This window comes from Allobosea sp. TAB14 (genome assembly GCF_052113865.1).
In the GTDB taxonomy this organism is placed as follows: Bacteria; Pseudomonadota; Alphaproteobacteria; order Rhizobiales; family Beijerinckiaceae; genus Allobosea; species Allobosea spartocytisi.
The window spans coordinates 1-24574 of the sequence record NZ_JBFRDQ010000045.1; the positions used below are offsets into that span (position 1 = coordinate 1).

A 24574-nucleotide genomic window follows, 5' to 3' on the forward strand; every position below is an offset into this window, starting at 1 on the left:
CCCTATTACTTTGGGACAGTGATCAAGGGCGTCGTGCCACCGGCCGGTGCCGCCGCCTATCTGCCTTCGACGCCGGAGGAAATTGCGTCGATGACCTCGGTCGACTGGCCCAAGGTCGCGCCGAACCGTGGCAAGATCGTCGAGGCCTTCGACCGGATGTTCGCCGCTTGAGCGCATCCGCACCAGGAGCTGGCGCGGCTGTGGAGCGCAGCCCGACCTCGGTCGTGGAGATCCGCGGTGCGCGCAAGCGCTTTGGCAACCTCAGTGTTCTCGATGGCTGCTCGTTGACCGCGCAGGAGGGTGAAATCCTGACGCTGCTGGGCTCGTCCGGCTGCGGCAAGACCACCTTGCTCCGCTGCATCGCAGGGTTCCTTTCGCCCGATGCAGGGGAAATCCGAATCGACGGCCGCGATACCGTGCCGGTGCCGGTGAACCGACGCCCCGTCGGCGTGGTCTTCCAGAGCTATGCGCTGTTCCCGCACCTCACCGTCGCGGGCAACGTCGCCTACGGGCTGAAGATGCGCGGCGAACCGGCCGCGACGATCGAGCGGATGGTCGCGGCCGCCCTGGCCACGGTCTCGCTATCGGGTTTCGAGGAGCGCTATCCGAGCCAGCTCTCCGGAGGCCAGCAGCAGCGTGTCGCGATTGCGCGCGTGCTGGTGCTCGAGCCTCGCGTTCTCCTGCTGGACGAGCCGTTCAACGCGCTCGACGCCAAGCTGCGCGGCAGCATGCAGCTCGAGCTGCGCCAGCTGATCAAGCGCCTCGGCATCACCGCGATCTTCGTGACGCACGATCAGGAGGAGGCGCTGACGATGAGCGATCGGATCGCCGTCATGCGCGCGGGCCGGATCGAGCAGCTCGGCACGCCCGCGGACATCTTCGATCGGCCGCAGACCGCCTATGTTGCCGATTTCGTCGGCGCCTCCAATTTCTGGGAAGCACAAGCCGCGTCCGGCTCCATCGCGCTGCCGAGCGGGCAGATGGTCGCGACTGAGCTCGAAGGCGCGGTGAGTCTGCTCATCCGGCCTCATAACCTCGCCCTGGCGGCAGCGGGCGAAGCGCGCTGGACCGGGCGGATCGCTTCGCGACGCCATATTGGCGCGCTTATGGAGTACGAGGTCGAGGCCGGCGGAGCGGCCCCKCTGAAGGTCGTGGCACTGCGCGATGTGCAAGCGGCCTGCGTGAAAGTCGGCGACAGCGTTTCGATCAGCCTGCGGGATCCTGCCGCCTGCCTGGCCTACCCGCGTCCATGAGCGGAAGGGGCCTCCATCTCCGCCTGCTGGACGAAGTGCTGTCGGGGCGCGGGATCTGGCCTGCGGTGCCGGCCGTCATCGTCCTGACCTTCGTCGCCGTCATCCCGTTCGCGATCCTGCTGTCGCTCGGCTTCTCGGACATCGTCGTGTCGCGAGGCGTCATCGCATCCCAGACATTCTCGCTACGCCATCTGGCGACGGCGCTCTCGGATCCGCTTTACCAGATCACCTTCCAACGCTCCTTGACCCTGGCGCTGTCGACGACGGCCTTGTGTGTCCTGCTCGGCTTCCCGGTCGCTTATCTCTTTCTGGTCGGGAAGCCATGGATCCGGCGGATCATCCTGGTGCTGACAATCGCGCCCATCCTGACCAGCGGCATCGTGCGGACCTATTCCTGGATCGTGATCCTGGGCGGACGGGGCGTCGTCAACAGCGTGCTCCTCGATCTCGGGCTGATCGAGGGCCCGCTGCGGATCATCAATACGCAATGGGCGGTCATCATCGGCATGGTGCAGGTCCATCTCCCGATCATGATCCTGCCGCTGATCGCGGTGATGAGCCGCCACGACCGCCGGCTCGACGAGGCTTCCGCCAATCTCGGCGCCAGCCGGCTTGGCACGTTGCGGCATGTCATCTTCCCGCTCAGCATTGGCGGCATCGGCACAGGCGCGGCCCTGGTCTTCACGCTGAGCTACACGACCTTCGTCGTGCCGCAGCTCCTGGGCGGAGGCAATTACCTCAACGCCGCGACGATGATCTACGAGCAGGTCGTCTACTCGCTCGAATGGAGCAAGGGCGCCGTCACCGCGCTGCTGCTGATGCTGAGCTGCCTCACCGTGCTGGCCGCCATTACCTGGCTGACCAATCTCGGCACGCGCTGGACGAGGGCCGCACAGCGATGAAAGGTTCGGACTGGATCGATCGCATCGGCGTCGCCACAATCATCGGCGTCGCGCTGTTTTCGCTGGCGCTGCTGCTGCTGCCGGCTGTGATCGTCGTGATCATGTCCTTCGACACCCGCGGCTATATCAGCTTCCCACCGGCCGGCTTTACATTCGACTGGTATGCGAAGTTGTTCGCGCAGCCCGTCCTGATGGGCGCGATGTGGACCAGCATCAAGGTCGGGCTCTACGTCACGGCGCTCTGCATCGTGCTCGGCGTGCCGACGGCAATGGCTTGCGCGCGTGGCGATTTTCGCGGTGCGACGGCGCTCTCGGTCTTCGTGCTGCTGCCGCATATGGTGCCGGGGATCGTGCTGGGCGTCGCCGTGCTGTTCGCCGGCGCGCTGTTCGGCATCGGCCCTTCGATCTGGCTGCAATCGATATCGATCGCGGTCTACGTCATGGCGGTCATGGTGCGTACCGTGATGGCGCGGCTGCAGAAGCTCGACCCATTGCTGGAGCAGGCCGCGTCCAATCTCGGCGCGACGCGCTGGCAAAGCTTCCGCACCATCACCCTGCCGCTGCTGATGCCGGCGATCCTGGCCGGTGCCGTCTTCACCTTCATCGAGGGTTTCGACAATCTCTCTGTGACGATCTTCACCCACGGCTATCGCGACCGGCCGCTTCCCGTCGAATTGCTGACGATCGTGCAGAACACCAATTCGCCTCTGGTCGCCGCGGTTTCCAGCGTGCAGATCCTGCTCGCCATCCTGGCGCTGCTGGCGATCTCGGCGACGATCGGTCTCGACCGCGTCAACGACTGACCAACGCCGCGACGCCTTACCGGCGCCCGCTCAGGCCATCTCGCGGGTCGTTATCCATGTCGTCCAGATAACCATCATAGAACCGCCGGACATGCGGCATGACATCGCCCGCGAGCCGCATGCGCTCGATTTCGACTGCGGTCTTCGGTCGTGACAGTCGTTCCGCGATCTCGGACAGGACCGCTTCTCGGTCGATCCTCAGGAACCGCCCGTCGCGGTAGATCCATTCGCCTGCGACCATGACGGCATGGACGGACCGAGCCTTGGCGCGCTGCACCAGCACCTCGACGAAACCGAGGGAGTCGTCCTGATACGGCCAGGTGACCGACCGCCAGTCGAACAGCACGCAATCGGCGGCCATTCCCGGTGAGAGCCTGCCGATCTCACCGGCAAAGGGGGTGGTGCGGGCGCCGTGCTCCGTCGCCATGCGCAGCACTTGCGCCGCAGAAGGATGGGCCGTGTCGATGCCGGCCCCCCGGTGCGCGCGCAGAGCCAGCCGCATCTCCTGCAGCATGTCGCGGTCGTCGTTGATCCCCGCCTCGTCCATGCCCAGGGCGACCGGAATAGCCTCGGCGAGAAAGCGGCTCACCGGCGCGATCCCGCTCTTCAGCCGGAAATTGGACGAGCAGTTATGGCAGACGCAAACGCCGCGCTCGGCGGCGAGCGCGATGTCGTGCTCGCTCATCCAGACACCGTGGCCGATGGTGAAGCGCGGTCCGAGCAGGCCGAAGCGGTCGAGATGAGCAAGCGCCGAGCCGCCGGTGCGCTTCAGCGCATAGGCCTTCTGGTAGGGCGTTTCCAGGACATGCATGTGCACCGGCAAGCCCGTGCGCTCGGCTAGGCCTGCGGCGGTCTCGAGCGCCTCGTCCGAGAGCCAGTGCAGATTGGCGGGAGCGATCTGCACGCGGATGCGATCGCCATCCCCGTGACGCCGCAGCAGCTCGTCGAAAATCGAGACCTGATCCGCCAGTGCGAGAGTGAAGCGCTCGAAATAGGCACTGAGCGCTGGCCGCAATTCGACCGGAACCCGCGCCACGAAATCCTGGTCGGCTTCGTAAACGAGGCGATTCTGGTCCCGCAGCGCCATCGAATAGGACGCCCGCATGCCGATCCGCCGGTAGGCGCCGATCACGTTCTCCGAAGCCGCGAGCACGGCTTCCGGCGTCCCCGGCGCGCGGCTGTGCAGATGCTGCACGGTCGTGACGCCGCTCTCGATCATCTCGAATGCGGAATACAGCGTATCCAGTTCGAGATCGACGTCGCGCAGGGCCAGGCGGGATGCGAACCACAGCTCCAGYGGATGATCCGGCGAGCCGAGCTGCAGCGGCGTCAGCCCGACATGATGATGTGCGTTGACGAAACCCGGCGTGACCGCGAAGCCGACGCCGCCCTCGACGAGCGCATCGGGCGATCGTGCGCGCAACGCGTCCACGGTTCCGAGCGCGGCCACCACGCCGTCGCGGATCAGGATGCCGGCGTCGGCATGCAGGATCGGCGCGCCACCGTCATCGAAGCCTTCAAGCAGGGTCGCGCCCCAGACGATCCGATCTGTACTCATAAGCGATTCCGTTCTCCCGAACGCTGGCGCGGTATTGCGAGACCGCTCCTCATGGTAGCAGGATGAGGCGCGTCAACCGGCTGGGATTGCTTTCGGCCAAAAGGATATCGCCATTGCCCATGCCGAAGAGCCCGTGCGCTCCGTTGAGCATCGGCCGGCAGCGGCCGAGCCGCTCGCCCGCCGGGCCGATCTTCTGCAGACTGGGGATCAGGTCGGTCACATAGCTGTTGCCCTCCGCATCTCCCCAGATCGCGACGGGCTGATGGAAATGCGTCCAGCTTTGCAGATGATTGCCATCGGGGTCGAAGACCTGGACCCGGTCGTTGGTCCGATCGACCACGACGACGCGCCCATCGTTATGGGTCCAGATCGCGTGTGGCCAGCCGAACTGCCCCTCGCCACGCCCCTGGCGTCCCCAGCTCTGCATATGAACGCCATATGCGGAAAAGCGGTGAACGCGGCTCGCCGCGTAGCCATCCGCCACGTAGATGTCACCCCAAGCCGAGACATGGACGTCGGTCGGATGGTTGAACGGCGACAGCGGCTCGCCGCGAGCGCCCAGCGCGCCCAGGCGCTCGCCCGAAGGCGAGCAGATGATGACCTCATGCATGTCGCGGTCGACGCAGAGCAGGCGGCCCTGCGCATCGGCGGTGAGCATATGGGAATCGGCGATGAGGTGCCCGCCCCAGCCATCGAGATAGTGACCATCTGGATCGAGTTCGATCACACGCGGGTCGCTCGCTTGCGTCAACGGGTCATGCCGCAGCATGACGAAGACATGGCCGCGCCCATCGACCGTGACGTCGGTGACGAAACCGCTGTTCTGCGGCCAGGAGCCGAAGGGTCGCTCCACCCGGTAGCGCGTGTCGCCGAGCGCGACGACGAGTTCATGCGTTGGCATTGCCGGTCCCGGTTCGCTCAGTCGCCGCGATAGGGATGAACCTCGTGCCAGTGCCGGGCGATGTCCAGCCGGCGCGTGACCCAGACGCCCTCATGTCTCTGCACGTAGTCGAGGAAGCGCGCCAGACCGGCGGCGCGTGCCGGATGGCCGATCAGGCGCATGTGCAGCCCGACCGACATCATCTTGGGCTGGGTCGCCCCTTCGGCATAGAGCATGTCGAACGCGTCCTTGTGCCAGTCGAAATAGTCGTTCGAGGTCGAAAAAAAGCCCGAGCCGAACTTGCCGTCATTGTTGACGAGCGAATAGGGCACGACGAGATGCGACTTGCCCTCGACGGTCTTCCAGTAGGGCAGCTCGTCGTCATAGGCATCGGAATCGTAGAGGAAGCCGCCCTCCTCGACGACGAGCCTGCGCGTGTTCACGCTGGGCCCGTAGCGGCAGTACCAGCCGAGCGGCCGCTCGCCGACCGTCGCTTCCAGCGAACCGATCGCCTTGGCGATATGCTCACGCTCCTCCCCTTCGGTCAGGTCATAATGCTTGATCCAACGCCAGCCATGGCTGCAGACATCGAAGCCGGAGGCTTTGATCGCCGCGGCGGCTTGAGGATTGCGCTCGATGGCGAGCGCGCAGCCGAACACCGTCATCGGCAGGCCACGCTCCTGGAAAAGCCGCATCAGGCGCCAGAAGCCGACGCGGCTGCCATAGGCGAACATGCCCTCTCCGGCGAGGTCGCGTCCCTTCACGCCGGTCGGCAGCCCGTTCGCCTCGGTGAGGCCCAGTTCGGTATAGTCCTCGCCGTCCTGGACAGAAGGTTCCGAGCCCTCCTCATAGTTCATGACGAAGTTGATCGCGATCCGCGCCCCGTGCGGCCATTTCGGATCTGGYGGGTTGGCCCCGTAGCCGATCAGGTCGCGATCATAGGTTTGGGACATCGGCGGGCTCCGGCTCAGGCGCTCATGCGCTTCGTCAAACCGGTCAGCCGATCCATGACGAGCATGAGGAACAGGGTGGCGATAATGAGGACGCCCGCGACCGCGGCGATGCGCACGTCGAGCGTCGACTCCATCATGCCCCACAGGCGGATCGGCAGCATTCCGGTGCGCGCCGTGGACAGAAAGAGCGAAACCGGGACGTTATCCATCGACGACACGAAGGCGAGGAAACAGCCGGCCGCGATGCCGGGCGCGATCAGCGGCAGCGTGATGCGGCGGAAGGCATAGAGCCTGCTCGCGCCAAGGCTCTGCGAGGCTTCAAGCAGCGTCGCATCGAGCTGGGTCAGGCTCGCCAGCGTCGTGCGAAAGATGAAGGGCGCGACCACGACGAGGTGCCCCGCGATCAACAGGTTCAGCGACGGCCGGATGCCCAGCACGGAAAAGAACATCAGCGCCGCGAGCCCGTAGGACAGGGCCGGCAGGACGAGCGGCGAGAGGAAGCTCGCCTCCAGCAGCCGCGCCGAAGGGCGGCTCACGCGCGCGACCGAGATCGYCGCCATAACGGACATCACCATCCCCGCGATAGTGGCCGCGGAGGCGACCCAGACGCTGTTCCACGCCGCGATGTGGATCTGCGCCGAGCGGACGGGGTCGAACAATTCCTGGTACCAGCGCAGAGAGAGCCCCGGCGGCGGGAAGCGCAGGGTCTGGGTGGTGGTGAACGAGGTCGCGATCACGATCAGCACCGGCCCGACCAGGATCAGGATGGCGAGGCAGGCCAGCAGGCCGACGACCCAGCGATAGGAGATGTCCGCGACGGTCGCGCGCTGCACGGGTTCCCCCTCAATCCGTTCGGGCGAAGCGGCCGAGCAGGCCCAGCGCCATGATGCCGGCGAGAACGGTGAAGAGCAGCGTCAGAGACGCCACCGCCGCGAAGGGCCAGTTATAGAGCACGGTCGCCTGCTGGTAGATCAGCGCCGGCAGGTAGACCAGCCGCGCACCGCCGATAACGGTCTGGGAGATGAAGGCCGTCGTCGCCGAGGCGAAGACGAGCGTCGCTCCGGCCACCCAGCCGGGAAGGGTTAGCGGCAGCACCACCTTGAAGAAGGTGCGCCACTGCGAGGCGCCCAGCGCGCGGGAGGCATCGACCAGGTTCTGGTCCATCCGGTTCATGATCGTCAGCAACGGCAGCAGCATCAGCGGCATCTCGATCTGCGTCAGCGCGATGACGAGGCCGAGCTCCGTCTGCAGCAGGTTGAGCGGGGCCGCCGTCAGCCCCAGGCCCATCAGCATCTGGTTGGCGACACCTTCACGCGCCAGGATCACGATCCATGCAAAGGTGCGGATCACGACGGAGGTCAGCAGGGGCATCAGGATGATGAAGGTCAAAAGGCGTTGCATGCGCGCTCCGCAGGCTCGAAACACGAGCGCGAGCGGATAGGCGAGGACCGTCGTCGCGGCGACGGCGAAGACGCCAAGCTTCAGCGTATCGCCGATGACCTTGAGATAGAACGGGTCGCTGTAGAACTTCAGCCAGCTGTCGAGTCCCAACCGCGTCTGCTCGGCATCGGCATAGAAGCTGATGCCGAGCAGGATCGCGAAGGGCGCGCCAAAGAAGGCGATGTAGGTGAGCCCGAGCGGTGCCGCGAGGCGCCACTCGACTCGTGGCCCGGACGCACCGTTTCTGGACAAGGCGATCGCCGCGCCCACGTCTGCCGCCTACTTCGTAATCTCCTTGTTGAAGCGCTCGATCCAGGCGGCGCGCTGCGGATTGATCTTGGTCCAGTCGTGCGTGACCATCTTGGAGAGCTCGTCCAACGACTTGATGTCGAGCGCAGGATCGAGGGGCGTATCCACGTTGATCGGCACCATGTTGTAGGGCGCCTTCTGCAGGGCGTCCTGGATCGGGGCCGAGATCGCGGTATCGATGTATTTGTAGGCGGCGTCGACGTTCTCGGCGCCCTTCACGATGTGCAGCGTTGTCTGGAAGGTGATCGAACCCGATTCCGGCGCGATATAGGCGATATCGACGCCCCTGCCCTTCAGGATCGAAACCGTGTTGGTGTTGCCATACATCACATCGACCTGCCCTTGCTGGAACAGGCCTGGCAGGGCGGCGGGCGCCGCGATGGCCGCGACCTTGGGCACGGCGTCCTTCAGAGCCTTGAACGCCGGCTCTATATCGTCGATGCCGCCGCCGAACGCCTTGGCGATCTCGATCAGCGAAACCGTGCCGAAGGTCGTCTGGAACCCGGTCAGTCCGAGCCGTTCGACATAAGGAGACTTGAACAGGTCGGCCCAGCTCCTTGGCGGCGTTGCGAATTTCTTGGGATTGTAGGCGATGCCGACGACCTGCGCGTTGCAGGTCACCGCATGCGAGCTGACGAGCCCCTTGGGAAGCTTGGCGGCATTGGGGAGCTTCGTGGCGTCGATCGGCTCGAACAGCCCAGCCTGCATCGCCGCGGCGGCAGGGCCCGGGTCGAGCACGAAGCAATCGAAAGGCGGCACGCCGCGGGCAGCACGAACCTTGGCGACCTGATCGACCGCAAAGAGCGAGTCGAAGGCGACATCGACGCCGTAAGTCTTCTTCAGCACCGGTGCGACGACGTTGCGATAGGCTTCCTCCCAGGTACCGGGATAGATCGCAGCCGTGAGGCTGCCGGCGGCGCGCGCGGGAAGGCCAAGGCCCGTCAGGGCTGCGACGGTGCCGAGGCCGGCCAGCAGATCGCGACGATTGATCATGGTCATCTCTTGCTTTCCTCGGGTTCTAGGCTCGGGTCATCGGAAACAGGGCCGGCCGCGCATGCGGCGCGAGACCGCAGAAGGCGGCATCCGGCAGGCGGCTGGCCTCGCCGGGACGGCGCGAAGCCGCGATCTTCAGCGACAGCCGGCCTGGTGCGGAGACGTCGTGGATCAGCTCGCCGCCGATCGGCAGGCTGAACTTCGGCGTAACGGCGAAAGCGTCCTCCGCCGGCACATCGCTCAGCTTCATCTGCTCGGGGCGAACGGAGACGATGACGGGCGTTCCTGCCGCCATCCTAAGAGGCGAGGCCACGCTCCAGATCGCTCCGGTTGCGAGCTTTACCCGATAAATCCCCTCGCCGACCGCCTCGACAATGCCGTCGATCAGGTTGCTCGAGCCGATGAATCCGTTGACGAAAAGGCTGGCGGGCTCGTCATAGATCTGCGTCGGCGTGCCGACCTGCTCGATGCGCCCCTGGTTCATCACGGCGATTCGGTCGGCGATCGCCATGGCCTCGTCCTGGTCATGCGTCACCATGATCGCCGTCAGCGCGAACTGCCGCTGCAAGCGCTTGATCTCGATCTGCATGTCGAGGCGGAGATTTTTGTCCAGTGCCGCGAAAGGCTCGTCCAGCAGCAGCATGCGCGGCCGGATGGCGAGGGCGCGCGCCAAAGCCACGCGCTGCTGCTGGCCACCTGAGAGCTGGCGCGGCTTGCGCTCCGCCATCGGCTCGAGCTGGACGATCGCCAACATCTCCGCGACGCGCTCGGCCTGCACCTGTCGGCTTTCCCCGCGTGCCGCGAGACCATAGGCGATATTCTGCGCCACCGTCATATGCGGGAACAGCGCATAGTTCTGGAAGACGATGCCGATCTCGCGGCGGCTCGGCGGCAAGCTGTCGATCCGGCTGTCGCCGATGATGACCTTGCCGTTGCCCTGCTCGATGAAGCCGGCGACGATCCGAAGCAGGGTCGTCTTGCCGCAACCCGAAGGGCCGAGGAGAGCGATCAGTTCGCCGGGTTTGACCTCAAGCGTGACATTGTCGACTGCTGGGCCGCCTCCATAGCTGTGCGTGATACCATCCAGCGTCAGTCGCTGTCCGACAGCGGCAACGGCGATCATCGAACAGCCTCAACCGAAAATCGGCAGAACAGACAGGCGAACAGGGCCTCCAAGGTCAATTGACGCGCAGAACACCGGTCTGCCACCTTGGCCTCTTGCATTCTCAACGAACCCCGCCTCTCCTCTCTTTCACTCACCTGCCAGGGATGCAAAGTGCGTGCCGACAAGGGGCGCCACACCGTGAGAAAGGCATTGGCTCCGGTTCCCTCGAGAGTGGGTGGTCAGCCGATAGGCGCCGTTCGACGGGTTCCGCCGCAGGCCGCTTCCCCGGCATTGTGGTCGGCGACGACATCCTCGTGCCGATGGGCAGAACGATAACTTCGAGAGCAACTTACGAAGCCACGCCGCCGGGCGCGGCCCGGTTCGCAGTTCTGATCGGAAATGGTGGTGGGCCGGGCCGGACTCGAACCGGCACCGGCGCTGTTATGAGCAGCGAGCTCTAACCATTGAGCTACCGGCCCGCCTCTCGCCTACAGCATCGGGCCGAAAAGTGGAATCCGCTTTTTCCGAAAAGCCGATGCTGCGTCGGACGTCATAGCGGGACGGGCTAGGCCGCCCGGCGTCTCCGGCGCAAAACACGAAAAAGCCCCGCGGATCGGTCCGCGGGGCCTTTCAGATCGTCCGGTGTCCCGACGTTCGCGCTCAGGCGGCCTCGTGCAGGGAGGCCTTGCCGCCATGGCCGCCCGCATGCCCCTCCCGGAACTGGAAGCGGGCGATGTGCTCGGTCAGGGCCCGCGTCTGCTCGTCGGTCAGCGCCAGCGCCGCATTCGTCTCCTCGACCAGCGCCGCGTTCTGATGCGCCATGGTGCCGATGCCGTCGATCTCGGTGTTGATCGTCGAAACGTCGGTGGCCTGGCTCTTCGCCGTCTGGGCGATGCCGTTCATCAGCTTCGTCAGCTCGTTCACCGAGYCCATGATCGCGCCGAACATCGCCGAGGTCTCCTCGACCAGGCCGACGCCGACCCGGACGTCGCCATGAGCCGCCTCGACCAGCTTCTTGACGTCGTTGGACGCATCGGCCGAGCGCTTGGCGAGGCTGCGAACCTCGGTCGCGACCACGGCGAAGCCCTTGCCGGCATCGCCGGCCCGCGCCGCTTCCACCGCYGCGTTCAGCGCCAGCAGATTGGTCTGGAAGGCGATCTCGTCGATCATCGCGATGACCTCGGAGATCTTGCTTGAAGACTGGCGGATGCGCTGCATCGCTTCCAGCGCCGAGGCGACGACCTTCTCGCCCTGCTGCGCGCGCTCCTCGGCGCCCTGGGCCATGCCGGTCGCCTGCGCCGCCTCGCTCGCGGTCTTCTTCACCGTGCCGGCGAAGGCACCGAGCTGGTTCGTCGCCATCGAGACGGCATTGCTCTCCTCGCTGGTACGCTCGGCGAGGTCGGTGACGCCGTCGAGGATCTCGCTGGTCGCGCTGCGCACCGCCGAGACGGTCTCGGAAAGCCGCGCCAGCGTGCCCTCGAACTCGTCGGCGAGCGCGTTGGTACCGTCCTTGAGCTCGGCGAAGGCGCCCTGATAGAGCCCCTCGATACGGGCCGAGAGATGGCCGGCCGAGAGCTCGGCGAGCACCTCGCAGGTCTCGGACAGGCCGGTCTGCACGGTTTCGAGCAGGGTGTTGACCGAGTCCGCCAGGGCGTTGAGTTCCGCATCGGCGAACTGCGCGGCGACACGCTGGCTGAAATCGCCGGCGGCGGCGGCGGCGACGACGACGCCGAAGGCCTCGCCCAATTCCTGCATCATCTGGCGGCGCTGTTCCTGCGCCTGCTTCTGGTCCTCGACCTTGGCAATCTCGGCGGCACGCAGCGCGACCGCATTGTCGCGGAAGAGCAGCACGCTCTTCGAAATGTCCGAGATCTCGTCGTTGCCCTTGGTATCGACGGTCGTCTCGAGCGCGCCGTCGGCGATCGCCTTCGTTGCTCCCCAGAGCCGGTTGAGGCGGCCGACGATCATCGGGCGGACATAGAGGAAGGCCAGCGCCAGCGCGATCAGCAGCGAGCCGCCGCCGATGCCGCCGAGCCAGAGCCGGCTCTGGTCGATCAACGTCCCGGTTGAGGTGCCGGCGGCTTCTGCCCCGTTGCGGGCCGTCGTGACGAGCTCGTTGACCTCGCGGCGGACCGCGTCGGCAGCCTGCTGCGTCTCCTTGAGCCCGGCCTGGATCGCCGCGCGCGTCTTCAGCTCGCGCTCGCGGATCGCGATCACGCTTTCATTGCCCTCGCCGAGAGCGATCACCGCGTTGACGGCATCGGCGCGCGCCGGATTCGCCTGCAGCTTCTCCGCCTGGGCGAGGAAGCCGCGGACCTGATTCAGGGTGGCGTTGAATCGGGACTTGCCGGTGTCGAGCGCCGCGCGGTTGTCGACCTGCGAGATTTCGCGCAGCAGGCCGACCATCTCGCTGATCTGGAGCTGGAGCGCCTGGGCCGTCTGCAGCGTGGCGAGATCCTTGTCGATGATGTTGGCCAGCGCCTCCTCGACCTCCTTGCCGGTGAGCTGGGTCGCGCTGGCGATGTTCATCTTGACGTTGAACTGGGCGTCGCCCGTCTCGAAATCGGCGAGCGCGGTGAATCCTTCACGGGCCTTCGACAGCTTCTCGAGCGTCTTGGCCTGCTCGGCCGCGTTGCGCAGCCTGTCGCCGGTCAGGTCGTTGATGTCGTTGATCTGGCGCGAGAGCGTGTCGATCGCCTGCTGGGCCTTCCCCTGATCGACCTTGCCCTGCTGCGCGATGCGCCGCAGCAGGTCCATCTGCCGCCCCTCGACCTTGTCGAGATCGGCGGTCAGCGCCGAGCGATCCTGGATGGACTCGACCTCGCTGAAGCGGGCAGCGAGCGCCGTCGACTGCGTGGCGGCCTGCGACAGTTCGAGCGCCAGCTCCACGACCGGCATCTTCTGCCCGACGAGGTCGTCGACCGTCGCCTCGACGCGGTTATAGGAGAGCCACGCGACGGAGGAGGATACGAGGGTCAGCGCCGTCAGCGTCCCCAACGCGGCATAGATCCGGGCGGCAATGCCGATCCGCATCGGCTTGCGCTCGCGCGCAGGCTTGGCTTTCGTCATGAAGTCGTTCTCCGGATCTCACGCAACGCTGGAAAAGGATTTCAGAAGCGGAAGCCTGGCCCGGTCCATGTCGCGTCTCCCATGCGGCACAGAATCCGCTGCCCGGCCGGCCGGTTGGCCGGTTGGYAGGTAGGCCTTGCGAGATCGGACGGACATGCATCTACCCCGGACCGGTGTTCCGGTCTTGTCGGGGCGCACTATGGCGAAGTGCCTTTTAAGGAACGTTTAAAGTGGATTCTTTTGAATCACCGCGTCCGAGATCAGGTTCATCAGCCGTTAGGATTTTCAATCCGTGCGGGGCACCGGCCGGGGGCGGCCCTCCTCATCGATCGCCACGAAGGTGAAGGTCGCGTCGGTGACCTTTTCGTGCAGCGTGGTCCGGAAGCGCTTGGCCCAGGCCTCGACGTGGATCTTCATCGAGGTCCGGCCGATCGACTCGATTTCCGTATAGACGCTCAGCACGTCGCCGACCTTCACCGGATGGATGAAGGTCATGGCATCGACCGCGACCGTCACCACGCGTCCCTGCGCCCGATCGACGCCGGCGATGCCGCCGGCCTGGTCCATGCGCGACATCACCCAGCCGCCGAAAATGTCGCCATTCGAGTTGGTGTCGCTCGGCATCGCGATGGTGCGCACGGTCAATTCGCCGCGGGGCTGCTCTTCCGGTGCATCGGCCGCTCGGGTCATGGTCGCTCGTCGCCTTCGTGATCGGGAATCTGTCGGCGATGATGGCGGGCGGGAGCGAGCCCGGCAAGCAGGACAAGCCTTTGCCCCTCGCGTCTTTGCGGGCGAGGATGATCGCGAGGCGTCACGGAGGAGAACGACCATGCCCGGCCAGAAGCCGCTGATCTGCATCTCGCTGCGTTATCTCGACGGACCGCGCATGGTTGATTGGCTGATCGAGGCCTTCGGCTTCGAGAAGCATGCCGCCTATTATTCGGAGGATGGCAGGACGCTGCTCCATGGCGAATTGCGCATGGGCGACTGCTTCGTCATGCTCGGCTCGTCCGAGGGGAACGAATTCGGCAAGCTCGTCTCGCGCCCGGCCGAGCTCGGCGGCACGACCGCCTCTCCCTATATCGCCACCGACGACATCGACGCCCGCTGCGAGCGCGCCCGCAAAGCCGGCGCCGAGATCTGCATGGAGCCAACAGACCAGCCCTATGGCAGCCGCGACTTCATCTGCAGGGATCCGGAGGGCCATCTCTGGTGCTTCGGCACCTATCGCCCCGCGACCTGAACGCGCTGCTCCGATTGCTGGCGTGTCCGCAGGATCAGCCAGCAGGCGATCGCGAGATTGACCAGGTTCCAGGCCAGCCCGTTGAGGAAGGCCATTCGGTAGGAGCTGAAATAGTCGAAGATGACGCCGGAGAGATAGCCGCCGGCCGCCATGCCGAGCACCGTGAAGGACATGACGAGCCCGATGCGCATCCCGGCCTGCCGCGCCGGCAGGTATTCGCGGATGATGACCGCGTACATCGGCACGATGCCGCCCTGGAACAGGCCGAACAGGGCGCTGACGATGTAGAGCGACGAGAGCCCGTCGAACCAGAGATAGAGGAAGAGCGCCACGCCCTGCATCAACGAGCCGATCAGAAGCGTCGCCGTGCCGCCGATGCGATCGGCCACGAAGCCGGAGCCGACCCGGCTGACGATGCCGAGCAGCATCATCAGCGAGAGCATCTCGGCGCCGCGCGCCACACCGTAGCCGAGATCGCCGCAATAGGCGACGATATGGACCTGCGGCATCGCCATCGCCACGCAACAGGCGAAGCCGGCGACGCAGAGCAGGGCCTGGAGCTGATTGGCGCTGAGGCCGAGATCGCCGCGCACGCCGGCGCTATGGACGTCGGCGCTGGCGAGCGTGGCGGCCGTCGGCTGGCGGCGGAAGAACGGCGCCAAGGACAGCATGATGACGAGCGCCGTCACCGCGATGCCGAAATGGGTGACGCGCCAGCCATGATGCGCGAGCCCCCAGTTGATGACCTGGGGCCAGACCACGCCAGCGAGATAGCTGCCCGAGGCGCCGCAGACCACCGCGAGCCCGCGATGCCGGCGGAACCAATGCGACAGGTCGGAGATCAGCGGCGAGAAGCCGGCCGCGCTGCCGATTCCGATCAGGAGCCCATGTGCCGCCGCGAACTGCCAGAGCGAATGCGAGAACCCGGCCGCGGTGTATCCGGCCGCGAGCAGCAGCCCCCCCACCACGATGGGAACCATGATGCCGTAGCGATCGGCGATCCGGCCCATCACGACATTGCCGGCACCGAAGCCGAGCATGGCGCAGGTATAGGGCAGCGTGGCGCCGGAACGCAGCGTATCGAACTCGCCCTGCATCGCCGGCAGCACGACGACGACCGACCAGGAGCCGACGCAGGCGACGGTGCCGACCACCAGCGCGAGCACCAGGCGCAGCCAGGCATAGGGCGAATCGGGCTCGTAGCGCCCGGCGTCTCGAAGGGAACCTTGGGTCATGCGTCCTCGATAGCCGGTTCTGATGCGGCCTTGTGGCAGGATTAGCAGCAAGCGCCGGCCGAACAAGCGCAAGCGGCACAGCCCCGCCGCGCGCCGGGTGGAGGTGTCGTACCCGCTGCCTCGGCCCGCGGCTTGACCACAGCCCATGGCCGCGAACAATGCGCAAGGTTCCGGAGCGCCCGACCATGACGAGGATCTGCATCTACGGCGCCGGCTCCATCGGCTGCTATCTCGGCGGGCGCCTTCTCGCCGCCGGCGCCGATACCCGCTTCGTCGGCAGGCCGGCGGCCGGAGCTGCGCTGCGCGAGCACGGCCTCACCGTCACGCATTATGACGGTCGCCGCTGGACCGTTCCGCCGGGCAGCATCGCCTTCGCGAYCGAGCCGGAGGGTGCCGCCGGGGCCGATCTCGTCCTGCTCACCGTCAAATCGGGCGGTACGGCCGCCGCAGCGGCCGAACTGGCTCCGGTTCTCGGTGCCACCGCCACCGTCGTCAGCTTCCAGAACGGCATCGGCAACGGCGATATCCTGCGCGCCGCGCTGAAGCAGACGGTGCTCGACGGCATGGTGCCGTTCAACGTCGTCAACCCCGCGCCGGGCCAGTTCCACCAGGCTTCGCAAGGCGACCTCGCCTTGCAGGCAAGCCCGCCGGGGCAACCCGATCTCTCGGCCTTCGCGCAGGCAGGCCTGCCGCTCCTCCGCCACGCCGAGATGGCGCCCGTCCAATGGGCGAAGCTGCTCCTCAACCTCAACAACGCCGTCAACGCGCTCGCGGACAAGCCGCTGCGGGAGGAGCTGTCGCAACGCGATTACCGCCGCTGCCTCGCCTTGGCGCAGCGCGAAGCGCTAGGCCTGCTGCGGCAAGCGGGGATCGTACCGGCGAAGCTGACCCCGCTGCCCGCGAGCTGGCTTCCGATGCTGCTTGGATTGCCGGACGCGATCTTTGCCCGTCTGGCGAAGCGGATGCTCGCCATCGACCCGCAAGCCCGTTCCTCGATGTCGGACGATCTCGCCGCCGGCCGGGCGACCGAGATCGATTGGATCAATGGCGAGATCGTCAGGCTTGCCGGGCGCCTCGGCACCTCTGCGCCCGTCAACGCCCGGCTTTGCGCGCTCATCCGCGCGGCCGAAAAAACGCATCCGCGGCCTCGTTGGACCGCGGATGCGCTTCTGGCGGAACTCGAGGCCGCCGCAGGTTGAGCCGTGTCAGGCTGCCCTGCGCTCATGGCGCCCTTCCCTGACCTCCTCGACGATCTTGGCGACGAAGGCCGGGAGATCGTCGGGCTTGCGCGAGGTGACCACGCCCTTGTCGGTGACGACCTCGCGGTCCTCCCACAAGGCGCCGGCATTGAGCAGATCCTGCTTCAGGGTGGGCCACGATGTGAGCTTGCGCCCCTTGGCGATGCCGGTGTCGATCAGCAGCCAGGGGCCGTGGCAGACGGCCGCGACGATCTTGCCCTGCGCGAAGAATTCCTTGATCAGCGCGAGGGCCTTGTCGTTGCCGCGCAGCGTATCCGGGTTCATCTGCCCGCCCGGCAGCACGATGGCGTCATAGTCCTTGGCGCTGACCTGATCGAGCGTCTTGTCGACCTTGACCGGCGTACCCCAGTCTGTGTGCTTCCAGCCCTTGATCTCGCCGGCCTYGGGCGCGACGACATGCACCGTCGCCCCGGCCTTCTTCAGCTCCGCATGAGGCACGTCGAGCTCGGATTGCTCGAAGCCATGCGTCGCGAGAATCAAAATCGTCTTTCCGGCCAGATTGCTCATGGCGTTCTCCTTCATCTCGGGGTGAGATCAGGAAACCGCTCGGGGCCGGCATCGTTCCCGGAGCCTGCCGCGGCAAAACCGCTCAGCGGAAGATGCGCTCGCCTTCCATGTCGACGATCTGCTGCCCCTTGATCAGGGTGAAATCGGCGGCTTCCGCCTGCCCCGGAAAGCGGTCGGCGCGAACGAAGCGGTGAGTCTTCGTCTCGCCATCGATCGCCTTCTCGATGATGCCGCAGAGCTGGTACTGCCCGCCTTCCTGATAGGGCGTGGCGTGGATGGTGAAGCCGTTATGCTCGATGCTCTTGACCGGTCCGGCCGGCTTCTCCTCGGCCTGCTTGCCGCCACCGAACAATGTTTTGAAGAAAGACATGGAACCTCCGCACGCGTTGGGCCTGATATAGAGCATTTTCGAGCGAAGTGGGTACCGGCCCGCATGAGGAAAATGCGACGGGGCAGCGAGCCGGGGCAGCTCAACAATTCGGACGAACGCGAAAGCGCCCAAGGCAGGAGACGTGCCGGGGAGAACCTCGTTTGCGCCCGTCCCGAACCGGCCCCCCTGCCCGCCCTCCGGCTTGAACCGCGTCTCGCAGCTTCCCACATCAAATATGTCCAGGGCAGTCGCAAGGCTTCCCGACATGATCCCGCCCAGCGGCCGCTTCCGGACAGGGAGAATGGCCATGACACTCACCAAATCGACACTCCGCAAATTCCTGGTCGTTGCGGGACTGGCCGGCACGCTTCAGGCCTTGCCCGCCCTTGCTCAGCAGCCTGCTCCGCGCGGGCCGCCCTGCGCCGAACGCACCCACATCGCCGAGAAGCTCCAGGAGACCTTCCGCGAGCGCATCGTCGGCAGCGGGCTGGCGGATAGCGGCCTCCTGTTCGAGCTTTATGTCGGACCGGCCGGCACCTGGACGCTGCTCGTCACGACGCCGGGCGGCGTGAGCTGTCTCATCGGTGGCGGCGACTCCTGGGAGCCGCTGCCGACACCGGAAAGCTTCGCGGCGCAATAGATGGCTCGATCGGAGTGTCCGATACGCGAGCCTCAGGCGGACAGGTGCAAAACGATCTCGCGTCGGTGCGGGCTCGCCCGGTGCTCGAACAGATAGATGCCCTGCCAGGTGCCGAGCGCGAGGCGCCCGCCCATCACGGGAATCGAGAGCGAAACCGCAGTCAGCGCCGCCTTGATATGCGCCGGCATGTCGTCCGGCCCCTCGGCGCGGTGAACGAGATAGCCCATCGCCGGATCATCCGCCGACGGCACCAGCCTTCCGAAAAACGCATCGAGGTCGCGCCTGACATCCGGATCGGCGTTTTCCTGGATCAGCAGCGAGCAGGAGGTGTGACGCACGAACAGCGTCAGCAGCCCCTCCGGCTCGCCATGGGCGCTGACAAAATCCGCCGCCTGCCGGGTGAACTCGTAGAGCCCCGCCCCTTGCGTCGCGATGGTGAGGATCCGCTGGCGGGACATCGCGCTCAACGCTCGGTCAGCGCGAGCTTGGCGCCGAGCGCGACGAAGGCCGCCGCGAAGCTGCGCCTGAGCCAGGCCATCACGGCCGGACGGCTGACGACCTTGTCCCGCATCGCCGCCGCGAAGAGACCATAGAGCGCGAAGACCACAAAGGTCATCGCCATGAACACGCCCGAAAGCTCCAGCATGCGCGCCAGCGGATGCGCCTCCCCGGCCGCGATGAACTGCGGCAGGAAGGCGACGAAGAAGATCGAGAGCTTCGGATTGAGCAGGTTGATGGCAACGCCGTCACGCAGCACGCGCCAGGCCGAGCGCGCATCCGGCTTCGCCTCGACGGTCAGCGCGCCATGTTCCTTCAGCGTCTGCCAGGCCATGTAGAGCAGATAGGCGACGCCGGCATATTTCACGACCGCGAAGGCGAGCGCGCTCGCATGCAGCACCGCCGCGATCCCCATCAGCGCGGCGACCAGATGCGGCACGATGCCGAGCGTGCAGGCGAGCGCCGCAATCACGCCCGCCCGCGCGCCGCGCGTGAGGCCGGCGGCGATGGTGTAGAGCGCGCCGGTACCGGGCGATGCGACGATGATCAGCGAGGTGAGCAGAAATTCGATCGACATGAAGGAAAGCCTCCCGAACGGCGTGCCGGTCCAGCAAGCCTCCTTGCGCCGCTGAGATCAAGCTCTCTCGCGCGGAAATACGGCTCGATACGACCCACTAGCGCGCCTGCCAGAAATAGAGCTGGCCGCCATGCCTGTTGCCAGCCAGCCTGTCCTCCTGGGCGACGATCGTGGTGCCGTCGAACAGGTCCCAATGGTCGCCATTCGTCCATTGGAAGAACAGGAAGGAACGCCTCTTGTCGCCGCTCGTCTGGTAGCAGTTCTCCAGATAGAGCACGCCCTTCCGGCCGAGCACCTTGGGGGTGACGTCCCTGCAGACACCCTCGATATCGGCCGGGCCGAAGGCCCGCTGGACGCGCGGCAGCAGTTCCGAAGCGCGGATGAAGAACAGCTGGCTGAGCCCGCCGAGCGGGCGCCCCGAGCCGGGCAGCACGCCCGGCTGCGGCCCACCTGCCAGCGGCGGAGCGCGCTGGAAGGATGTCTTGAGATCCGCATTCATAATGGTCTGGATCGTCGCATCGTCCTGCGACGGCGTCAGGCGCAGCGTATAGCCCATGCAAATGGCGCAGCGATTGGTGGCATCGCCGATCGCGTTCTTGGCCCAGGGGCGGATCGTGGCAAAGCGCTCGGCAAGGGCGTCATAGGCGAATGGCAGCATGAAATCTCCGAAATAAACGAAGAATAAGATTTCAACGGGCCACCGGTCGGCGGGCGGCCGACCTTCACGCTGGCCGGCGCCAGGGCCGGGAACATCCTTCATTCGTGGGAGAAATCGCGGCGTATCGGCGCCAAGACACGGCAACCGGCAAGAAAAAGGGCGCCAGCGGCGCCCTCTTCATCGTCTCAGTTATCGAGGAAGCTCCTGAGCTTCCGCGAGCGGCTCGGGTGCTTCAGCTTGCGCAGCGCCTTCGCCTCGATCTGGCGGATGCGCTCGCGGGTAACGCTGAACTGCTGGCCGACCTCTTCGAGCGTGTGGTCGGTGTTCATGCCGATGCCGAAGCGCATGCGCAGCACGCGCTCCTCGCGCGGGGTGAGCGAGGCCAGCACGCGGGTCGTCGTCTCGCGCAGGTTCGACTGGATCGCCGCGTCGATCGGCAGGATCGCGTTCTTGTCCTCGATAAAGTCGCCGAGATGCGAATCCTCCTCGTCGCCGATCGGCGTCTCAAGGGAGATCGGCTCCTTGGCGATCTTCAGGACCTTGCGTACCTTCTCCAGCGGCATGGCCAGCTTCTCGGCCAGCTCCTCCGGGGTCGGCTCGCGGCCGATCTCGTGCAGCATCTGGCGCGAGGTCCGCACGATCTTGTTGATCGTCTCGATCATATGGACGGGGATGCGGATCGTGCGGGCCTGGTCGGCGATCGAGCGGGTGATCGCCTGCCGGATCCACCAGGTCGCGTAGGTCGAGAACTTGTAGCCCCGGCGGTACTCGAACTTGTCGACCGCCTTCATCAGGCCGATATTGCCTTCCTGGATCAGGTCGAGGAACTGCAGGCCGCGGTTCGTGTACTTCTTGGCGATCGAGATCACGAGGCGCAGATTGGCCTCGAYCATYTCCTTCTTGGCCTGACGGGCCTCGCGCTCGCCCTTCTGGACCATCAGCACGATCTTGCGGAATTCCTGGATCTCCAGGCCGGTCTCGGAGGCGAGCGTGTGCACCTCCTCGCGCAGCTGCTTGATCCGCTCCAGCTCCGCCGCGACGAATTCCTTCCAGCCGCGCGAGCCGAGCTTGGAGACGCGCAGGACCCATTTCGGATCGAGCTCGCCGCCGACATGCTGCTTGAGGAAGTCCTCGCGGCCGACGCCATAGCTCTCGGCGAGGCGCAGCAGGCGCGTCTCATGGCCGATCAGGCGCTTGTTGATGTCGTAGAGCTGCTCGACCAGCGCCTCGATGCGGTTGTTGTTCAGCGAGAGCGACTTCACCGCGGTGATGATGTCGTCCTTGAGCTTCTTGTATTTGCGGTCCTGCGAGGGCGAGAGCTTGGTGTTCTCCAGCCGGTTGGCGATGTCCTGGTCCTGCAGGCGGCGCAGCTTCTTGTAGTCGTCGGCGATGGCGTTGAAGGTCTCGAGCACGCGCGGCTTGAGCTCCGCCTCCATGGCCGAGAGCGAGACGTTGTTCTCGAGGTCGTCGTCGTCCATCTCCGGCGGGGTCTCGCCCTCCGGAGTCTCGGCCGGCTCGGCTTCCTCGGCGCCTTCCTCGCCCGCGATCGCGTCGGGATTCTTCCCGTCGGGGCCGGCATAGGTCGCCTCGAGGTCGATGATGTCGCGCAGCAGAACCTTGCCGTCGACGAGCTCGTCGCGCCAGATGATGATGGCCTGGAAGGTGAGCGGGCTCTCGCAGAGCCCRGCGATCATCGCCTCGCGACCCGCCTCGATGCGCTTGGCGATGGCGATCTCGCCCTCGCGCGACAAAAGCTCCACCGAGCCCATCTCGCGCAGGTACATCCGCACCGGATCRTCGGTGCGCTCGCTCGGCTCGAGATTGCGCTTGGTCTCGGTCGGCAGGGTCTGGCGCGAGGCCTCGACCAGATCGCCGCCCTCGACCTCGTCCTCGTCGGCGGCCGCGTTCTCCTTGCGGTTGGCGCGCTCCTCGCCGGCGGCTTCCGGATCCTCGTTGTCGACGACGTTGATGCCCTGCTCGCTGAGCTGGCCGAGCACGTCCTCGATCTGCTCGGAGGAGAATTCCTCGGAAGGCAGAACCTCGTTCAGTTCGTCATAGGTGACATAGCCGCGCTTCTTCGCGAGCTTGATCATCCGSCGKACGGCCTGATCGGTCAGATCGAGCAACGGTCCGTCGGTAGTCGGGGGGGCGTCCGGCACGACCTGATCGGTCTTTTCCCGTTCGCTCGCTTTCGTCGCCATCAATCAGCGCTCCGCACTCTCGCGCCGGCCCTGGAACCACGAGCTCCATACCGACGCATAAAAGGGCGGCGCGACCGCAGGCCCGGCGCGCTCACCCACCCAAATCACTTGACGGCAGATGGCACCAAACGTCGTTGACGAATCGTGAACCACCCGCCAGCTTGCACGCGCATCGACAATGCGTCCGCCATTCGCTGGGTTGATCAATCTCCGGACATGGCCTCGGTGCCTTCGATCGTATCGAGGCGGGCCTTCACGTCCTTGATCCAGGCAAAATTGGCTTCGGTCGCTTCGTCAGCCAATGCGCGCTCGGCTGCTCTCAACTCGCTATTTAGCGTTCGTGCGCGCTGATGCAAGACGATGGCTTGATGAATCGAGTCGAAAACCGATTCAGGATCAGCGTCTTGCACCAGTTTTCGCCGTTCGGCCGGCCCGGTCACCGCCATGAGCTGGCTGTGAGCCTCCTTGACCCGCGGCTGGGCGAAGCGATTCGCGAGCGTCTCCCGGTCGAGGCCGTCCTCCTGCACCGCATCGAGCAGCGCCTGCCGAAAGCGCTCGGCCGCCGGCCCGTCGAGCGAAAGCTCCGCGATCTCGTCGACGCAGCGCAGGATGAGCCCGGGGTGACTCGCAAGCGCCAGCAGAATGAAGGCCTCGCGCGAATCCTCCCCACGCAGCTTCGTCACGAGCCGCGACTGCGTCAGCGCGCTCGACGCCTTCAGCGGTCCGGCCAGCCAGGGCGGCACCTGCCGAAAACCGCCGCGGCCTGGCCCCGCCCCGCCACGTCCGCGCTGGAAATGGCCATCGCGTCCGCCGCGTTCCGGTCGCGCCGGCGCCGAACTGGCGAAGAGCTGGGTCAGCCGCTCATCCATCTCGCGGCGATAATGCTTGCGCGTCGTCTCGTCGCGAATCTGCCCGAGCGGCTCCTTCAGCCGGCGCTCGAAGGCGGCGCGGCGCTCCGGGGTATCGAGCGGCCCGGCCTCGACCTCCCGCTGCCAGAGCATGTCGACCAGCGGCCGCGCCGCCGCGACCACCTCGGCGATGGCCTGCCGTCCACCCGAGCGGGCGAGATCGTCCGGGTCCTGCCCGTCCGGCAGCAGCGCGAAGGACAGCGACTTGCCGGGTTCGAGCAGCGGCAGCGCGATATCGATCGCCCGGCTCGCGGCCTTGCGGCCGGCCTTGTCGCCGTCGAGGCAGATCACCGGCTCGTCGGCCATACGCCAGAGCAGGCCGAGCTGGTCCTCGGTCAGCGCCGTGCCGAGCGGCGCCACCGTCTGCGGAAACCCTGAGAGCGACATGGCGATGACGTCGACATAGCCCTCGACCACGATCACCTGCCCGGTGTCGTGCGATGCCTTGCGGGCGTTGTGATGGTTGAACAGCAGCGAGCCCTTGTGGAAGAGCGGCGTCTCCGGCGAGTTCAGGTATTTCGCCGCGACCTCCGCGCTCATCGCCCGCCCGCCGAAGGCGATGACCCGCCCGCGCGAATCGTGGATCGGGAACATCACCCGGTCGCGGAAGCGGTCATAGGGCACGGCGATCTCCTCACCATGCACCAGCAACCCCGCCTCCATCATCAGTTCGGCCGGGACGCCCTTGCCCGCGAGATGGTCCCGCAGCGCGAAGCGATCGGCCGGACCGTAGCCGAGGCGGAAGCGCGTGCGCGCCTCGCCGTCGAGCCCGCGCGAGGCGAGATAGCGCCGCGCCGCGCCGCCGCGTTCGCCCATCAATTCGGCCTCGAAGAACTGCGCCGCCAGCTCCACGACCTCGTGCAGCCCCTTGCGCTTCTCCTCCTGGACCTGCGCTTCCGCCGTGATCTTCGGCAGGACGACGCCGGCCTCGGCGGCGAGCTTCTCGACCGCCTCGGGGAAGGAAAGCCCCTCGGTCTCCATCACGAACTTGAAGATGTCGCCGTTCTTGCCGGAGGAGAAATCGAAGAACGAGGCCTTCTGGTCGTTGACGAAGAAGGAGGGCGTCTTCTCCGCGTTGAAGGGCGAGAGCCCCTTCCACTCGCGCCCTGCCTTCTGCAGGCGCACGCGTTTGCCCACGACCGCCGAGACAGGCAGCCGCGCCTTGATCTCCTCAAGGACGGAGGGCGGGAACTTCATGTTGTCTGATGTGGCC

The 24574-nt window shown here is 66.2% G+C and carries 23 protein-coding genes and 1 tRNA gene; 6 read left to right on the forward strand and 18 right to left on the reverse strand.

All coding sequences use genetic code 11. The annotated features are described in order from the left end of the window. Positions 1-167 precede the first annotated feature (167 nt). Genes AB4Y99_RS09145 through AB4Y99_RS09155 form a run of 3 tightly spaced genes read left to right on the forward strand, consistent with a single transcriptional unit; the run spans position 168 to position 2958 of the window. Positions 168-1253, forward strand: a complete 1086-nt coding sequence (locus AB4Y99_RS09145; RefSeq protein ID WP_441523095.1) for an ABC transporter ATP-binding protein — start codon at positions 168-170, stop codon at positions 1251-1253. Next, positions 1250-2155, forward strand: coding sequence for an ABC transporter permease (locus tag AB4Y99_RS09150; RefSeq protein WP_441523096.1), 906 nt, complete (start codon positions 1250-1252; stop codon positions 2153-2155). The genes AB4Y99_RS09145 and AB4Y99_RS09150 overlap by 4 nt, the downstream gene beginning before the upstream one ends. After that, complete coding sequence (locus AB4Y99_RS09155; RefSeq protein ID WP_441523097.1) at positions 2152-2958, forward strand: ABC transporter permease; 807 nt, start codon at positions 2152-2154, stop codon at positions 2956-2958. Before AB4Y99_RS09150 ends, AB4Y99_RS09155 begins: the two co-directional genes overlap by 4 nt. Before the next feature lie 16 nt (positions 2959-2974). Here AB4Y99_RS09155 and AB4Y99_RS09160 read toward each other — a convergent pair whose 3' ends face one another. The 10 genes from AB4Y99_RS09160 to AB4Y99_RS09205 all read right to left on the reverse strand — a co-directional run bounded on the left by AB4Y99_RS09160 (position 2975) and on the right by AB4Y99_RS09205 (position 13955). Next, a complete protein-coding gene (locus AB4Y99_RS09160; protein WP_441523098.1) occupies positions 2975-4516 on the reverse strand; it encodes an amidohydrolase family protein in 1542 nt (513 codons plus the stop codon). Between the two features lie 49 nt (positions 4517-4565). After that, positions 4566-5417 (reverse strand): NHL repeat-containing protein, encoded by an 852-nt coding sequence (locus tag AB4Y99_RS09165; RefSeq protein ID WP_441523099.1) that lies wholly within the window; start codon positions 5415-5417, stop codon positions 4566-4568. 17 nt (positions 5418-5434) lie between these two features. Continuing rightward, positions 5435-6349, reverse strand: a complete 915-nt coding sequence (locus AB4Y99_RS09170) for a polysaccharide deacetylase family protein (RefSeq protein ID WP_441523100.1) — start codon at positions 6347-6349, stop codon at positions 5435-5437. A 14-nt stretch (positions 6350-6363) separates the two neighbouring features. Further along, positions 6364-7182 (reverse strand): ABC transporter permease, encoded by an 819-nt coding sequence (locus AB4Y99_RS09175; protein ID WP_441523101.1) that lies wholly within the window; start codon positions 7180-7182, stop codon positions 6364-6366. A gap of 10 nt (positions 7183-7192) precedes the next feature. Next, complete coding sequence (locus AB4Y99_RS09180; RefSeq protein ID WP_441523102.1) at positions 7193-8041, reverse strand: ABC transporter permease; 849 nt, start codon at positions 8039-8041, stop codon at positions 7193-7195. 27 nt (positions 8042-8068) lie between these two features. After that, positions 8069-9097 carry an extracellular solute-binding protein gene (locus AB4Y99_RS09185; protein ID WP_441523103.1) on the reverse strand — a complete coding sequence of 343 codons (1029 nt, stop codon included), beginning with the start codon at positions 9095-9097 and terminating at the stop codon, positions 8069-8071. 19 nt (positions 9098-9116) lie between these two features. Further along, complete coding sequence (locus AB4Y99_RS09190; protein WP_441523110.1) at positions 9117-10211, reverse strand: ABC transporter ATP-binding protein; 1095 nt, start codon at positions 10209-10211, stop codon at positions 9117-9119. Positions 10212-10599: 388 nt separating this feature from the next. Beyond that, positions 10600-10675, reverse strand: a tRNA-Ile gene (locus tag AB4Y99_RS09195). A gap of 181 nt (positions 10676-10856) precedes the next feature. Then, positions 10857-13265, reverse strand: a complete 2409-nt coding sequence (locus AB4Y99_RS09200; RefSeq protein ID WP_441523104.1) for a methyl-accepting chemotaxis protein — start codon at positions 13263-13265, stop codon at positions 10857-10859. A gap of 285 nt (positions 13266-13550) precedes the next feature. Continuing rightward, positions 13551-13955 (reverse strand): acyl-CoA thioesterase, encoded by a 405-nt coding sequence (locus tag AB4Y99_RS09205; protein WP_038359016.1) that lies wholly within the window; start codon positions 13953-13955, stop codon positions 13551-13553. Positions 13956-14094: 139 nt separating this feature from the next. On the opposite strand from AB4Y99_RS09205, the gene AB4Y99_RS09210 reads away from it, so the two are divergent. Then, positions 14095-14508, forward strand: coding sequence for a VOC family protein (locus tag AB4Y99_RS09210; protein ID WP_038359019.1), 414 nt, complete (start codon positions 14095-14097; stop codon positions 14506-14508). Here the strand turns inward: AB4Y99_RS09210 and AB4Y99_RS09215 are convergent. Then, positions 14490-15743, reverse strand: a complete 1254-nt coding sequence (locus AB4Y99_RS09215) for an MFS transporter (protein WP_112762680.1) — start codon at positions 15741-15743, stop codon at positions 14490-14492. The genes AB4Y99_RS09210 and AB4Y99_RS09215 overlap by 19 nt on opposite strands. Before the next feature lie 185 nt (positions 15744-15928). Between AB4Y99_RS09215 and AB4Y99_RS09220 the strand changes: the two genes are divergently transcribed. Further along, positions 15929-16942 carry a 2-dehydropantoate 2-reductase gene (locus tag AB4Y99_RS09220; RefSeq protein WP_441523105.1) on the forward strand — a complete coding sequence of 338 codons (1014 nt, stop codon included), beginning with the start codon at positions 15929-15931 and terminating at the stop codon, positions 16940-16942. 6 nt (positions 16943-16948) lie between these two features. Here the strand turns inward: AB4Y99_RS09220 and AB4Y99_RS09225 are convergent, their stop codons facing one another. Then, complete coding sequence (locus AB4Y99_RS09225) at positions 16949-17509, reverse strand: type 1 glutamine amidotransferase domain-containing protein (protein WP_441523106.1); 561 nt, start codon at positions 17507-17509, stop codon at positions 16949-16951. Positions 17510-17591: 82 nt separating this feature from the next. After that, a complete protein-coding gene (locus AB4Y99_RS09230) occupies positions 17592-17879 on the reverse strand; it encodes an HlyU family transcriptional regulator (RefSeq protein WP_038359023.1) in 288 nt (95 codons plus the stop codon). 307 nt (positions 17880-18186) lie between these two features. On the opposite strand from AB4Y99_RS09230, the gene AB4Y99_RS09235 reads away from it, so the two are divergent. Next, positions 18187-18519 carry a hypothetical protein gene (locus tag AB4Y99_RS09235; RefSeq protein ID WP_113252542.1) on the forward strand — a complete coding sequence of 111 codons (333 nt, stop codon included), beginning with the start codon at positions 18187-18189 and terminating at the stop codon, positions 18517-18519. A 32-nt stretch (positions 18520-18551) separates the two neighbouring features. On the opposite strand, the gene AB4Y99_RS09240 is transcribed toward AB4Y99_RS09235, so the two are convergent. The 5 genes from AB4Y99_RS09240 to dnaG form a co-directional block, all read right to left on the reverse strand. Beyond that, positions 18552-18977: a secondary thiamine-phosphate synthase enzyme YjbQ gene (locus AB4Y99_RS09240; RefSeq protein ID WP_191123898.1), complete on the reverse strand. Its 426-nt coding sequence runs from the start codon at positions 18975-18977 to the stop codon at positions 18552-18554. Positions 18978-18982: 5 nt separating this feature from the next. Beyond that, a complete protein-coding gene (locus tag AB4Y99_RS09245) occupies positions 18983-19594 on the reverse strand; it encodes a LysE family translocator (RefSeq protein WP_441523107.1) in 612 nt (203 codons plus the stop codon). Positions 19595-19691: 97 nt separating this feature from the next. Continuing rightward, positions 19692-20252, reverse strand: coding sequence for a hypothetical protein (locus tag AB4Y99_RS09250; protein ID WP_441523108.1), 561 nt, complete (start codon positions 20250-20252; stop codon positions 19692-19694). Between the two features lie 185 nt (positions 20253-20437). Further along, positions 20438-22453, reverse strand: a complete 2016-nt coding sequence (rpoD, locus tag AB4Y99_RS09255) for an RNA polymerase sigma factor RpoD (RefSeq protein ID WP_441523109.1) — start codon at positions 22451-22453, stop codon at positions 20438-20440. Between the two features lie 203 nt (positions 22454-22656). After that, complete coding sequence (gene dnaG / locus AB4Y99_RS09260; RefSeq protein WP_441523111.1) at positions 22657-24558, reverse strand: DNA primase; 1902 nt, start codon at positions 24556-24558, stop codon at positions 22657-22659. Positions 24559-24574 lie beyond the last annotated feature (16 nt).

Coding starts and splice junctions, on each gene's coding strand:
- AB4Y99_RS09150 (WP_441523096.1), top strand. CDS start 1,250: ATGAGCGGAAGGGGCCTCCATCTCCGCCTGCTGGACGAAGTGCTGTCG.
- AB4Y99_RS09155 (WP_441523097.1), top strand. CDS start 2,152: ATGAAAGGTTCGGACTGGATCGATCGCATCGGCGTCGCCACAATCATC.
- AB4Y99_RS09165 (WP_441523099.1), bottom strand. CDS start 5,417: ATGCCAACGCATGAACTCGTCGTCGCGCTCGGCGACACGCGCTACCGG.
- AB4Y99_RS09185 (WP_441523103.1), bottom strand. CDS start 9,097: ATGACCATGATCAATCGTCGCGATCTGCTGGCCGGCCTCGGCACCGTC.
- AB4Y99_RS09205 (WP_038359016.1), bottom strand. CDS start 13,955: ATGACCCGAGCGGCCGATGCACCGGAAGAGCAGCCCCGCGGCGAATTG.
- AB4Y99_RS09210 (WP_038359019.1), top strand. CDS start 14,095: ATGCCCGGCCAGAAGCCGCTGATCTGCATCTCGCTGCGTTATCTCGAC.
- AB4Y99_RS09215 (WP_112762680.1), bottom strand. CDS start 15,743: ATGACCCAAGGTTCCCTTCGAGACGCCGGGCGCTACGAGCCCGATTCG.
- AB4Y99_RS09230 (WP_038359023.1), bottom strand. CDS start 17,879: ATGTCTTTCTTCAAAACATTGTTCGGTGGCGGCAAGCAGGCCGAGGAG.
- AB4Y99_RS09235 (WP_113252542.1), top strand. CDS start 18,187: ATGACACTCACCAAATCGACACTCCGCAAATTCCTGGTCGTTGCGGGA.
- AB4Y99_RS09240 (WP_191123898.1), bottom strand. CDS start 18,977: ATGTCCCGCCAGCGGATCCTCACCATCGCGACGCAAGGGGCGGGGCTC.
- AB4Y99_RS09245 (WP_441523107.1), bottom strand. CDS start 19,594: ATGTCGATCGAATTTCTGCTCACCTCGCTGATCATCGTCGCATCGCCC.
- AB4Y99_RS09250 (WP_441523108.1), bottom strand. CDS start 20,252: ATGCTGCCATTCGCCTATGACGCCCTTGCCGAGCGCTTTGCCACGATC.
- dnaG (WP_441523111.1), bottom strand. CDS start 24,558: ATGAAGTTCCCGCCCTCCGTCCTTGAGGAGATCAAGGCGCGGCTGCCT.